Consider the following 12,693-nt stretch of genomic DNA (forward strand, 5'->3'; position numbering starts at 1 on the left):
CCGGTACCCCGATACGCCGGCAGGCGCCCCCGCGACGGGAGCGCCTGCCGTGAACGATGCGACCGGTCAGGCCTCGGTCTTCGCCTCGGTGCTCTCCGCGCCCTCGGCGGCGGGAGTCTCGCCGGCCTCGGCGGTCTCCGCACCCTCGGCGGCCTCGTCGGCCTCCGTCGCCGGGGTCTCGATCTCGGGCAGGGTCGCCTCGAGCTGCTCGGCGGTCGGCGCGGCGGTCACCGAGGCGACCGTCTGGTCCGCGTCGGCGGCCAGCTCGACACCCGAGGGCAGCTCGACGTCGGCGGCGGTGACCTGGCTGCCGGCCTGCAGGCCCTCGATCGAGGCCTCCAGGTGATCCGGCACCTTGGTGGCGTCGGCGGTCACCGAGAGGGTGTCGTGGTCGTGCACGATCAGGGTGTCCCGCGCGGCCTCACCGGTCAGCTGGACCGGGACCTCGACGGTGACCTTCTCGCCCCGGCGGACCAGCAGCAGGTCCACGTGCTCGAAGCTGTCCCGGATCGGGTCACGCTGGATCGCCTTCGGCAGGGCCAGCACCTGGGTGCCGTCGCTGACCTCGATCGCGAAGAGCTGGTTGGCACCGCCCTTACGGATCGCGGCGGCGAACTCCCGCGCCGGAAGCGCGATGTGCTTGGGCTTCTCGCCGTGGCCGTACAGCACGGCGGGCACCTTGCCGGCTCGGCGGGTACGACGGGCACCACCCTTGCCGAACTCCGTACGGGGCTCGGCGCTGATCTTTACCTCGGACACGGGAAAACTCCTGATGCTAACGCTACGGCGGCTTGTCGTCTGGCGGTGCTGGGCGAGGGGCTCGCTTGGGGCTCATGCGTCATGAACGACTGCCCGGAGCACCGCGTCGATGACGGTGCCTCCGTGCGGCGCTCGATCAGCGACCCGCCGGGCACCCTCGCCGTGGCAACCGGACCAGTCTACCCGAGGTCTTTCCGTGCTCTCCGGCAGTCCCCATCTCCCGGCGCGGCCCCACCCCGACACCACTCCCGCGTCCCCGGCGCGGCCCCACCCCGACACCACTCCCGCGTCCCCGGCGCAGCCGCGTTCCGGCACCACTTCCACGTCCCCGGCGCGGCCACGTTCCGGCACCACCGGCCCCCGCCCGATCCGCCCCGCCCGGCCGCGACGCCGGCACGCACCGCCCCGGCCGGGTGGCCGGGGCGGTGCGACCGTCAGCTCAGGCCACCGAAGAGGGTGGTCACCGACCCGTCGTCGAAGACCTCCCGGATCGCCCGCGCCAGCAGCGGTGCGATCGACAGCACGGTGAGCTTGTCCAGCTGCTTGTCCGAGGGCAGCGGCAGCGTGTTGGTCACCACCACCTCGGTGATCGGGCTGTTCTTCAACCGCTCGGTCGCCGGGTCGGACAGCAGGGCGTGGGTGGAGGCCACCACGATCTCCGCCGCACCGGACTCCTTGAGGATCTCCGCGGCCTTGGTGATCGTCCCCCCGGTGTCGATCATGTCGTCGACGATCAGGCAGACCCGGCCCTCCACCTCGCCGACCACCCGGTTCGCCACCACCTGGTTGGGCTTCAACGGGTCCCGGGTCTTGTGGATGAACGCCAGCGGGCAGCCGCCGAGCCGGTCCGTCCACCGCTCCGCCACCCGTACCCGGCCCGAGTCCGGGGCGACCACGGTCATCGGCCGGCCGGCGAACTTGTGCTCCACGTACTCGGCGAGGATGTCCATCGCGAAGAGGTGGTCCACCGGGCCGTCGAAGAAGCCCTGGATCTGGGCGGTGTGCAGGTCGACGGTGAGGATCCGGTTCGCCCCGGCCGTCTTGAGCAGGTCGGCCACCAGCCGGGCCGAGATCGGCTCCCGGCCCCGGTGCTTCTTGTCCTGCCGGGAGTACGGGTAGAACGGCAGGACCACGGTGATCCGCTTCGCCGACCCCCGCTTCAGCGCGTCCACCATGATCAGGGTCTCCATGACCCAGGTGTTGACCCCGTGCGTGACGGACTGCACCACGAAGGCGTCCGAACCACGCACCGAGTCCCGGAACCGTACGAAAATCTCACCGTTGGCGAACTCGTACGCGTCGGAAGGGGTCGGCGCCACGCCGAGCACCTCACCGATCTCCTTGGCCAACTCCGGAAAGCCACGTCCGGAAAAGAGCATCAGGCTCTTGCGGTTTTCGGCGACGATGCTGCCCATGGGCCCGTCTGCTCCCGTTGGTCGGTGGTGCCCGGCGGTGGTGGGCCGGGGTATTCGGTTGCAGTATGCCCCGGCCCCGCCGACCCTCACACCGTCTCGGCACCCCCGTGGATTGCCTCACCTTCACTTGCCGCCGTCGACCCGCCCGACGCATCCTCGGCGGCCCCGCGAGCCTGCTCCGCGGCGCGCGCGGAGACCGTGCCCGGTCGGTTGCGCAGCACCCAGCCCTCGATGTTGCGCTGCGGCGCCCGGGTCACCCCCAACGCCCCCGGCGGCACGTCCTGACTGAGCGCGCTGCCCGCCGCCACGTACGCCCCCGCGCCCACCTCGACCGGCGCGATCAGGTTCGTGTCGCAGCCGACGAACGCGCCGTCACCGACCACCGTGCGGTGCTTGTTCACCCCGTCGTAGTTCACGAAGATCGTTGCCGCGCCGATGTTCGCCTTCGCCCCGATCGTCGCGTCCCCCACGTACGACAGGTGCGGCACTTTCGCGCCCGGCCCGACGTCGGAGTTCTTCACCTCGACGAAGGTGCCCACCTTCGCCCGCTCGGCCAGCCGCGCCGCCGGCCGCAGGTACGCGTACGGGCCGACGCTCGCCCCCGCGCCCACCTCCGCGCCCGTCGCGTGGCTGCGCAGCACGGTCGCCGCCGGGCCCACCACCGTGTCGATCAGCGTCACGTCCGGCCCGACCACCGCCTCCGCGCCCACCGTCGTGGCCCCCCGCAGCTGGGTGTTCTGGTCGAGCACCGCGTCCCGCCCGACGGTGACGGTCACGTCGATCCAGGTGGTCGCCGGGTCCAGGATCGTCACCCCGGTCCGCATCCACGCCTCGTTCACCCGGTCGCGCAGCAGCCGGCGCAGCCCGGCCAGCTCCACCCGGTCGTTGCAGCCCAACGTCTCGACGTGGTCGGCGGCCACGTGCACGCCGACCGGCTCACCGGCCGAGAAGAGCAGCCCGAAGACGTCGGTGAGGTACTCCTCGCCCTGGTCGTTGTCGGTGGAGAGCTTGCCCAGCGCGGCCCGCAGCCGGGCCAGGTCGAAGGCGTAGATGCCGGCGTTGATCTCCCGCAGCGCCCGCTGGGCCGGGGTCGCGTCGCGCTCCTCGACGATCTGCTCCAGCCAGCCGGCGGCGTCCCGGACGATCCGCCCCAGGCCGGTCGGGTCGGGCACCTCGGCAGCCAGGACGGTGGCCGCCGCCCCCTCGCCCTCGTGCGCCGTGACCAGCGCCTCCACCGTCTCGGTACGCAGCAGCGGCACGTCCCCGTTGATCACCACGACGGTGCCGGTGGACTCCGGCACCGCGTCCAGCGCGATCCGCACGGCGTGCCCGGTGCCCAACTGCTCGGCCTGCAGGACTCCGGTGGCGTCCGGGGCGACCTCGGCCAGGTGGGTGCGCACCTGCTCGGCGCCGTGCCCGACCACCACCACGGTGCGGTCCGCACGCAGCGGACCGGCGGCGGCCAGCACGTGGCCGAGCAGCGTCCGGCCGAGCAGTGGATGCAACACCTTGGGCAGCGCCGACTTCATCCGCTTGCCCTCCCCGGCGGCGAGCACGACGACGGTACGGCGGTGGGGCTGGGACACGGGTGGGCTCCCGTCGGGGAAGGCGACAGTCTCGCCGCCATGCTAACCAGACGACGGGGACACTTCGCCCCTTACCCCGATCGGGGAGGAAGTGACGGACGGCTCGGCCGCCAGGGTTCGAACCTGAAACACGGGTACCAAAGACCCGGGTGTTGCCAATTACACCACGGCCGAATGTGACGCAAGACAGCTTAGCGCCTCCGCCGGGCGGCCCCCACCCCTACGTGATCTCCTCGGTGAGCCCCGCCATGACGCCCTCGGCCGGAACGAATGGCGGCGGAGCCGGCGCGGAAGCCGGCCGGGCGCCGAACCCGGCGGTGCCGAGGTGGATCACCTGGCAGGATGGCCGGGTGACCGAGACAGACGGGCACGACCGGAGCATTCCACGACAGGGCGTCACCGCGCGCCGACGAGGTGACGAGATGGCGCAGGCCCCGGGCGGGGAGAACACCGGTGCCCGACGGGCGGGGCCGGCGGCGGACGCGAAACCGACGTCCCGGGTACGGATGTCGGCCGCCCAGCGGCGCGAACAGCTGATCGCGATCGGTCGGCAGGTCTTCGCCGAGAAGGGCTTCGACGCGACCTCGATCGAGGAGGTGGCGGCGCGGGCGCGGGTCTCCAAACCGATGATCTACGAGCACTTCGGCGGCAAGGAGGGCCTGTACGCGGTCGTCGTCGACCGTGAGGTGCGGGCGCTGCTGGACCGGCTCAGCACGGCGTTGACCGCCGGTCATCCCCGGGAGTTGCTGGAGCAGGCGGCGCTGGCGCTGCTGGGCTACATCGAGGAGGAGACCAGCGGGTTCCGGGTGCTGGTGCGGGAGTCGCCGCTGATGTCGGCGACCGGCAACTTCAGCAGTGTGATGAACGATGTGGGACACCAGGTGGAGCACATCCTGGCTGCCGAGTTCTCCGGCCGGGGCTACGACCCGAAGCTGGCCGAACTGTACTCGCAGGCGCTGGTGGGGATGGTGGCGTTGACCGGCCGTTGGTGGTTGGAGGTCCGCAGGCCGCGCAAGGAGACGGTGGCGGCGCACCTGGTGAACCTGGCCTGGAACGGGCTGTCCCACCTGGAGGCCGGGCCGGGCCTGATCACCGTCCGCAAGCCCGGCTGAGCAACGGGTCAGCGGGCGGGGTGGAGCCGGTCGGCCCGCTCCTGTTCGGCGTGCTCGTCGGTGCCGATCTTGTCGTACAGGCCGGTGGCGAGGAGCAGCAGGCCGAACAGCAGCGAGACGATCACCGTCGACATGGAGAAGTTGAGGACGTTGGCGCGGGTCTGGAGCACGCTCATCATCGCGATGCCGGTGACCATGAAGACCACCCCGGCGGTGAGGTTCATGACGTGCCCGAGATTGCCGCGCCGGGACGCCCCGATGATCAGGACCAGCCCGAAGAGCACCGAGACCAGCGAGAACGCCAGGTTGGTACGCAGGCCCAACGCCCAGTGGCTGCCCCGGGAGAAGAGCGGTTCACCCCAGGTCTGCACGACGCCGAACACGCCGAAGACCAGGATGTAGACGCCGACGAGCCCGGCGAAGACCCGGTACAGCGGGCGGGCCGGGTGGTTGACCGGAAAGTGCGCCATGGCCCCTCCTGCACGGACGACGTGTCAGGACGATTGTCTCCCGTCCCGCCGTCCGGCGTGGGCGAAATGCCAGGCAACCCGGCCCACCCCGCAGGTCCGGGTCAGAGCACCAGGCGGGCCTTCTGCCAGGCTTCCTTCTCGTCGTCGGTGCCGACCTTGCCGTACATGCCGACCATCAGCAGGACGAGGCTGAGCGTCATCAGCACGATCACCGTGACGATGCTGAAGTTGACCACGTTGGCGTCGGTCTGCAGGAAGGCCAGGCCGGCCAGGCTGATCACCATCAGGGTGTAGGACAGCCACTGGTTGATCGCCACGTCGAGGTTGCGGCCGATCACCGTGCCGACCAGGATGACCACCCCGAGCAGCACGGACAGCAGCGAGAACCCGAGGTTCGTGCCCTGGCCGAGGACCTTGGTGTCGTCCTGGGCGAAGAGGTCGTTGCCGGCGCTGGCGATGACGCCGAGCGCGCCGAAGACCACCAGGTAGAGACCGATGAGCCCGCCGATCGCCCGGTAGACCGGCCGCGCGGGATGGTTGACGGGGGTGTGGGCCATGACTGTGTCTCCAACGCCGTTCGGGTGAGGGTCGCCGACGATTGTCCCGCACGCCGGGGTGTGACGCCGCACACGGGGGCGTGCCGGCGTCAGAGCGGCGGGATCTCGTCGGCCAGGGTCAGCCAGGTCTCCTCGGTCCGCTCCCGTTCGGCGCGTACCTCCTTGAGCTGCGCGTCGAGTTCGGCGACCCGGGCGTAGTCGGTGGCGTGCGTGGCGAACTGGTCGAGGAGGGTGGTCTCCTTCTGGTCGAGCTTGCCGATCTGCCGTTCCAGCCGGGTCAGCTCCTTGCGGGCCTGCCGGGCGTCGGCGGCGGACATCCCGCCCCCGGCCAGGGCGTCGGGGGTGGCGGCGGGACCGGCCGCCGTCCGGGCCGGACCGGGTCCGGCGGCGCGGGCCAGGTACTCGTCGACCCCGCCGGGCAGGTGCACCAGCCGCCCGTCGCCGAACATCCCGTACGCGGTGTCGGTGACCCGTTCGATCAGGTACCGGTCGTGGCTGGCCACGATGATCGTGCCGGGCCAGGAGTCGAGCAGGTCCTCCAGCGCGGCGAGGGTGTCGGTGTCCAGGTCGTTGGTGGGCTCGTCGAACAGGAGCACGTTGGGTTCCCCGGCGAGCAGCCGGAGCATCTGGAGCCGGCGGCGCTCCCCACCGGAGAGGTCACCGACCGGGGTCCAGAGCCGCCGGTCGTCGAAGCCGAACACCTCGGCGAGCTGGGCGGCGGAGATCTCCCGGTCGCCGAGCTGCACCCGGCGGGCGACCTCCTCGACGGCTTCGAGGACGCGCAGGTGGCCGGGGAGTTCGGCGAGTTCCTGGGAGAGGAACGCCGGCTTGACCGTGGAGCCGGTGTGGAACCGGCCGCCGTCGGCGCGGGTGATGCCGGCCAGCAGCCGCAGCAGGGTGGTCTTGCCGGCGCCGTTACGCCCGAGGATGGCGATCCGGTCACCGGGGCCGACCTGCCAGGTGGTGTCGTGCAGGATCTCCTTCGGCCCGGCGTGCAACCGGACGTGCTCCAGGTCGTACACCTGCTTGCCGAGCCGGGCGGTCGCCATCCGCTGCAACGACATGGTGTCGCGCGGCGGCGGCACGTCGTCGATGAGCGCGTTGGCCGCGTCGATGCGGAACTTCGGCTTGGAGGTGCGGGCGGGCGGGCCGCGTCGCAGCCAGGCGATCTCCTTGCGGAGCAGGTTCTGCCGGCGGGCCTCGGTGGCGGCGGCGACCCGCTCCCGCTCGACCCGGGCCAGGGTCCAGGCGGCGAAGCCGCCCTCGTAGGCCCGGACGGTCTGGTCGGCGACCTCCCAGGTGGTGGTGCAGACCGCGTCGAGGAACCACCGGTCGTGGGTGACCACGACGAGCGCGCCCCGGCGGCCGACCAGGTGCCTCGCCAGCCAGTCGACACCGCCGACGTCGAGATGGTTGGTGGGCTCGTCGAGGATGAGCAGGTCGGATTCGCGGACCAGCAGCGCGGCCAGCGCCACCCGACGGCGCTCGCCACCGGACATCGGGCCGACCGGCTGGTCGAGGCCGAGGTGGGGCATGCCGAGGCCGTCGAGGATGGCCCGGACCCCGGCGTCGCCGGCCCACTCGTGTTCGGCACCCATGCCCTCGGCGAGCCAGGCGGTGCCGAGCACCACGTCCCGCACGGTGGCCTCGGGGGTGAGGGTGAGGGCCTGCGGCAGCCAGAGCACCCGCAGGTCGCGGCGGTGGGTGACCCGGCCGTCGTCGGGGTCCTCCTGCTTGGTGAGCATCCGCAGCAGGGTGGACTTGCCGGCGCCGTTGAGGCCGACCGCACCGATCCGGTCGGCGTCGTCGAGGCCGAGCGAGACGTCGGTGAGCAGCGGCCCGGCGGCGCCGTACCCCTTGGACACCCGGTCCAGGTTGACGATGTTGGCCACGACCTCACCTCCCATGATCAAGGCGTCCCGGTGCCGGCGGGCACCTCGGGACGCCTGGGGCAAGGGTACGCGGACGCCCGTGCCGGCCCGCACCGTCCCGCCCACCCGCGGTGATACCGGGGGCCGGGCCGCCCCCGAGACGCGTTGATCAACTCATCGGAGCCGATGTTGCGGTTTCCCGGTCGCGGGATACCGCAACATCGGCCCACCGGCGTTGATCTCCACCCGGGGTGCGGGGTCAGCCGATGCGGGCACCGACCACCGGGCCGTGGGCCACCCGGGCCTCCCGGCACACCCCGGCGGACTCCACCTCCGCAGCGATCCGCTGCGCGTCGGTGGCGTCCCGGGCCAGGAAGACGCAGGTCGGGCCGGAGCCGGAGACGATGCCGGCGAGCGCCCCGGCGGCCTCCCCCGCCTTCAGCGTGTCGGCCAGGGCCGGGCGCATCGACAGCGCGGCGTCCTGGAGGTCGTTGCCGAGCCAGCCGGCCAGCACCCGGGAGTCCCGTTGGCGCAGCGCGCCGAGCAGGCCGTCGGTGCTGCCCAGGGGTGCGCCGGCCGTGCCGGCGGCGCGCAGCCGGTCCAGCTCCCGGTAGGCGGCGGGGGTGGACAGGCCGCCGTCGGCGACGGCCACCACCCAGTGCCAGGAGGTGGGGCGGGCCAGCACCGGGCTGACCGCCTCGCCCCGGCCGGTGCCCAGCGCGGTGCCGCCGTGGATCAGGAACGGCACGTCGGAGCCGAGGTCGGCGGCGATCCCGGCCAGCTCGTCGCGGGACAGCCCGGTGCCCCACAGGGCGTCGCAGGCGACCAGCGCGGCGGCGGCGTCGGCGCTGCCACCGGCCAGCCCACCGGCGAGCGGGATCTGCTTGCGCAGGTGCAGCCGGGCGTGCGGCAGCACCCCGGCGTAGCCGGCGAGGGCGTGGGCGGCGCGGATGGCCAGGTTGGAGTCGTCCAGGGCCAGCTCGCCGGTGCCCTCACCCTCCATGGTCAGGGTGAGCGTGTCGCCGCGGCGGGCGGTCAGCTCGTCGTAGATCGAGATCGCGTGGTAGACGGTGTTCAACTCGTGGTAGCCGTCCCGGCGCAGCGCGCCCACCCCGAGGTGCAGGTTGACCTTCGCGGGCACCCGGACCCGGACCGGTCCGCTGCTGCCGCGCCGATGGTGGTCGTCGTCGTCCGGTCGCCAGGCCTCGGTCACCGGGTGACGTCCCGCCGGCACAGGCGGATGTCGAACGGCATCTCCACGATCAGCTCCTCGGCGGAGTCGGCGGCCGGCGGCGAACCGGCCGGCAACCAGGTCGTACGCGCAGGTGCGGCGTGTCCCTCGGCGGGCACGGCGTCAGCCTACTGTGCGACCGGCGCGGCGGTCGGAGCCGACGCGGCGATCGCCGCGAACTGCTCCACGGTGAGTGACTCCCCGCGTGCGCCGGGGTCCACCCCGGCGGCGGTGAGCGCTGCGGCGGCCCGGTCCGGGCCCCCCGCCCAGCCCGCCAGCGCGGCCCGCAACGTCTTTCTCCGCTGGGCGAACGCGGCGTCGACCACGGCGAAGACGGCCTTGCGGGGCACGTCGTCGCGGGGCGGCTCGCGGCGGGTGAAGGCGACCAGACCGGAGTCGACGTTCGGCACCGGCCAGAACACGTTCGGTGGCACCCGGCCGGCGGCCCGGGACCGGGCATACCAGGCGAGCTTGACCGACGGGATGCCGTACACCTTGGAGCCGGGGCCGGCGACCAGCCGGTCGGCGACCTCCTTCTGCACCATCACCAGACCGTGCCGCAGGGTGGGCAGCCCGGCGAGCAGGTGCAGCACCACCGGCACGGCGACGTTGTAGGGCAGGTTCGCCACCAGCGCGGTGGGTGGCGGGTCGGCCAGCTCGGCGGCGGTGATCCGCAGCGCGTCGGCCCGGTGCACGGTGAGCCGGGCGGCGGCCGGGCCGGCGTGCCCGGCGGCGGTCTGCGGCAGTGCCCCGGCCAGCACCGGGTCGATCTCCACCGCGTGCACGTGGGCGGCGACCGGCAACAGGGCCAGGGTGAGCGAGCCGAGGCCGGGGCCGACCTCCAGCACCACGTCGTCGGGGGTGAGACCGGCGGTGGTGATGATCCGGCGGACGGTGTTCGGGTCGTGCACGAAGTTCTGGCCGAGCTTCTTGGTCGGGTTGACGCCGAGTCGCGCGGCGAGTTCCCGGATCTCCGCCGGGCCGAGCAGGCCGGTCACGCCCCGAAGCGTAGCCGTGGGTTCCGGGGCGTTCACCACGGGCCGAAGACCCGGTCCCCGGTGGCGGAGATGGCCGCGCACAGCTCGTCGAGGTCGGCCCCGGTGGTCTCGGCCAGCGACCGCACCGTCAGCGGGATCAGGTACGACGCGTTGGGCCGGCCCCGGTGCGGCATCGGCGTCAGGTACGGCGCGTCGGTCTCCACCAGCAGTTGGTCGATCGGGGTGAGCGCGGCGGCCTCCCGCAGCCCGGTGGCGCTGCCGAAGGTGACCGTGCCGGCGAAGCTGAGCAGGTGGCCCCGGCGGACGCACTCGCGGGCGAAGTCGGCGTCGCCGGAGAAGCAGTGCAGCACCACCGTGTCCGGGGCCCCCTCGTCGTCGAGAATGCGCAGTACGTCGGCGTGGGCCTCCCGGTCGTGGATGACCAGGGCCTTGCCGTACCGCTTGGCGATGGCGATGTGGGCCCGGAAGCTCTCCTCCTGGGCGGCGCGGCCGTCGTCGCCGGTGCGGAAGAAGTCCATGCCGGTCTCACCGATGCCCCGGACCCGGTCCCGGGCGGCCAGCGTCTCGATCTCCCGCAGCGCGGCGTCGAGATCGGCCAGCCGGGGGGCCTCGTTGGGGTGCAGTGCCACGGTGGCGAGCACCGCCGGGTGCCGGTCGGCGACCTCGGCACCCCAGCGGGACGAGTCGACGTCCACACCGACCTGCACGAGGCGGTCCACGCCGACGGTGGCGGCCACCTCGATCGCGGCGGCCACCGGGTCGGCCGCGTCGCTGCCGCCGGGCGCCCCGGCCTCGGCGACGGTGATGTCGAGGTGGGTGTGACTGTCCAGCACGGGACGGGGCAGCGGCGGCGGGGCGGGCGGGAACTCACCGGCCCGGCGGGCGGCGCGCTGCTTGCGGGATTCGGTCGGTCCGGTCATCGCGGTCAGCATCACACACCCGGCGTCCCGGTCGGCACCGACCCGGACCGCTCGGTGCCGGCCCGAACCGCCGCCGACGGCGTCGGTGGATCGGTGGGTGGCGGCGGGCCGGCAGGCGGCGGGACGACGGGCGGGCGGCGGGGCCCGGGGCGGGAGCGTTCCCGGGACGCCACCGGACGTTCACCGGGCCGGCATCTGACCGGCTTAGCCTCGCCGGGATGAGCGTCACCGACCGGGCCAGCGGCCCCGCCTCCGCGCGGACCGGGTTACGCGTCACGTACGGCGGGGTGGTCCACCCGGCGGAGGAGCTGGCCCGGGGCGCGGCCTACGAGCTGTTCAGCGCCGAGGCGGCACCCGGGTTCGAGCGGGCCCCTCGGCCGGGCTCGACCTGGCCGTGGCGGCGGTTCGTGCACGTCACCGAGGTGACCGAGGTGCGGGGCGGCGGAACGCCGGTCGAGGAGCCGGAGGCGGCGCTGCTGATGCCGGTGCACCGCGACCGGGGCTGGTCGTACGTGCACCAGCTCAGTCAGCAGCCGACGGCGGCCGGTGACCCGACGGTGGCGGCGGTACGCGGCTCGGCGGTGCTGCGGCGGGGCACCCGGATGGTCAAGGTGCTCTCCGCCCGGCAGCTCGCCGGGTACGTGCGGGGTTGGCTGCCGCACGGCTTCTGCTACCGCGAGCACGACGTGGCGCACCTGCGGACGCCGGCCGCGCTGGCGGTGCTGCGCGGCGACGGCACCAGCGGCGACGGCACCGACATCGGCTACGCGCTGCGGTGGCGGGCCGCCGATCCGGGCGACTACGACGTGCCGGTCGGCGAGGCGCACCGGGGTCTGCTGGGCTTGCCGCCCCGGGAGCGGCTCGGCCCGCCGGTGCTGGGCACCGGGTTCGTGCCGAGTTCGGCGCAGCTGATCCCCGAGTTCGTCACCCGGGACTTCGCCGACCTGCCGATGCCCGCCAACGCCGCCCTGTTGGCGTACACCGCCGAGGGTGCCGAGGTGGTGCTCTACAGCTACCAGGCGGAGCAGCGGGGCTGGTTGCGGATGGTGGGGCCGCAGTGGCGGCACCTGCTGGCCGCGGTGCCGGGGCTGTCCCCCGACCAGGAGTACGTGCCGACCGGTGAGGTGCCCCGCTCCACCCAGCTCGTCGGCCGGTACGCGGGCGGTGAGTACGAGGCGGTGGCGGATCTGCCGGGCGGGTTCCGGGTGTTGGCGATGACCCGGGCGGCCCGTTACCCGGTGGACCAGGTGGCCCGGCGACTGCGGTATGTCCGATGGCGGGGGGTGCCGTGCCTGGTGCTCCGGGAGGAGGGGGGCTGGCTGCGGCTGCGGCTGCGGCGGCCCGATCCGGACGCGGTACGCGACACCGGGGCGCAGTGCCACGAACGGGGCGTGTACGAGACGTGGGCACCGGCCGCCGAGGTGACCGACGACCAGGTGGTGGACCTGCCGTACGCGCTCTGACTGGACGTTTCCTTCACCTTCGCGCCAGTGTGACCGATTGGCGCCCCGGCCTTGGCGGGGCAACATGTCCCACTCGGGCCAGAATAGCCCCATCCCACCCGGCTCCACCCTGACCGGAAACGCAGCATTTCACCCCGGGATCGTGTCTGGTTCACATTCGGCTATACATCGACGGACATGACGTCCGCCGACCCGGTGCCACGGCACCGTACGCCTGAATCATGACCGCGCGACGAGCCTATCCGTCCGACCTATCCGACGCCCGATGGGCCCTGATCGCACCCCGTCTGACCGCATGGCGGCAGGCCCGC

The 12,693-nt window shown here is 73.2% G+C and carries 12 protein-coding genes, 1 tRNA gene and 1 pseudogene; 3 read left to right on the forward strand and 11 right to left on the reverse strand.

All coding sequences use genetic code 11. The annotated features are described in order from the left end of the window. Positions 1 to 66: 66 nt before the first annotated feature. From GA0070216_RS29210 to GA0070216_RS29225, 4 genes are all read right to left on the reverse strand, one after another. Entirely contained in the window at positions 67 to 759 is a 693-nt protein-coding gene (locus GA0070216_RS29210; RefSeq protein WP_091252830.1) for a 50S ribosomal protein L25/general stress protein Ctc, read from the reverse strand. Between the two features lie 434 nt (positions 760 to 1,193). Beyond that, positions 1,194 to 2,174, reverse strand: coding sequence for a ribose-phosphate diphosphokinase (locus GA0070216_RS29215; RefSeq protein WP_091252833.1), 981 nt, complete (start codon positions 2,172 to 2,174; stop codon positions 1,194 to 1,196). Positions 2,175 to 2,260: 86 nt separating this feature from the next. Further along, complete coding sequence (gene glmU, locus GA0070216_RS29220; RefSeq protein WP_091252835.1) at positions 2,261 to 3,760, reverse strand: bifunctional UDP-N-acetylglucosamine diphosphorylase/glucosamine-1-phosphate N-acetyltransferase GlmU; 1,500 nt, start codon at positions 3,758 to 3,760, stop codon at positions 2,261 to 2,263. A gap of 102 nt (positions 3,761 to 3,862) precedes the next feature. Next, positions 3,863 to 3,934: transfer RNA gene (locus tag GA0070216_RS29225), tRNA-Gln, on the reverse strand. Between the two features lie 248 nt (positions 3,935 to 4,182). On the opposite strand from GA0070216_RS29225, the gene GA0070216_RS29230 reads away from it, so the two are divergent. Next, entirely contained in the window at positions 4,183 to 4,872 is a 690-nt protein-coding gene (locus GA0070216_RS29230; protein WP_091252837.1) for a TetR/AcrR family transcriptional regulator, read from the forward strand. A gap of 8 nt (positions 4,873 to 4,880) precedes the next feature. Here GA0070216_RS29230 and GA0070216_RS29235 read toward each other — a convergent pair whose 3' ends face one another. From GA0070216_RS29235 to GA0070216_RS29260, 7 genes are all read right to left on the reverse strand, one after another. Then, the gene (locus GA0070216_RS29235; protein WP_091252840.1) at positions 4,881 to 5,342 is read right to left on the reverse strand and encodes a DUF4383 domain-containing protein; all 462 of its coding nucleotides are present in this window, start codon (positions 5,340 to 5,342) and stop codon (positions 4,881 to 4,883) included. Between the two features lie 101 nt (positions 5,343 to 5,443). After that, entirely contained in the window at positions 5,444 to 5,899 is a 456-nt protein-coding gene (locus GA0070216_RS29240; RefSeq protein ID WP_091252842.1) for a DUF4383 domain-containing protein, read from the reverse strand. An 89-nt stretch (positions 5,900 to 5,988) separates the two neighbouring features. Then, entirely contained in the window at positions 5,989 to 7,791 is a 1,803-nt protein-coding gene (locus GA0070216_RS29245) for an ABC-F family ATP-binding cassette domain-containing protein (protein ID WP_091252869.1), read from the reverse strand. A 238-nt stretch (positions 7,792 to 8,029) separates the two neighbouring features. Next, positions 8,030 to 8,983, reverse strand: a complete 954-nt coding sequence (locus tag GA0070216_RS29250) for a 4-(cytidine 5'-diphospho)-2-C-methyl-D-erythritol kinase (protein WP_091252844.1) — start codon at positions 8,981 to 8,983, stop codon at positions 8,030 to 8,032. After that, on the reverse strand, positions 8,980 to 9,120 hold the full coding sequence (locus GA0070216_RS34820; protein ID WP_176739191.1) for a hypothetical protein: 141 nt from the start codon (positions 9,118 to 9,120) through the stop codon (positions 8,980 to 8,982). Before GA0070216_RS34820 ends, GA0070216_RS29250 begins: the two co-directional genes overlap by 4 nt. A 9-nt stretch (positions 9,121 to 9,129) precedes the next feature. After that, entirely contained in the window at positions 9,130 to 9,999 is an 870-nt protein-coding gene (rsmA, locus tag GA0070216_RS29255) for a 16S rRNA (adenine(1518)-N(6)/adenine(1519)-N(6))-dimethyltransferase RsmA (protein ID WP_091252846.1), read from the reverse strand. 32 nt (positions 10,000 to 10,031) lie between these two features. After that, positions 10,032 to 10,931, reverse strand: a complete 900-nt coding sequence (locus tag GA0070216_RS29260) for a TatD family hydrolase (RefSeq protein ID WP_091252848.1) — start codon at positions 10,929 to 10,931, stop codon at positions 10,032 to 10,034. A gap of 206 nt (positions 10,932 to 11,137) precedes the next feature. Between GA0070216_RS29260 and GA0070216_RS29265 the strand changes: the two genes are divergently transcribed. Together GA0070216_RS29265 and GA0070216_RS34095 are read left to right on the forward strand one after the other, a co-directional pair. Beyond that, positions 11,138 to 12,382: a hypothetical protein gene (locus GA0070216_RS29265; RefSeq protein ID WP_091252851.1), complete on the forward strand. Its 1,245-nt coding sequence runs from the start codon at positions 11,138 to 11,140 to the stop codon at positions 12,380 to 12,382. Positions 12,383 to 12,603: 221 nt separating this feature from the next. Next, positions 12,604 to 12,693 (forward strand): annotated as a pseudogene (locus tag GA0070216_RS34095) (IS5 family transposase); the annotation flags it as partial.

Source organism: Micromonospora matsumotoense (assembly GCF_900091525.1).
Classification (GTDB): Bacteria; Actinomycetota; Actinomycetes; order Mycobacteriales; family Micromonosporaceae; genus Micromonospora; species Micromonospora matsumotoensis.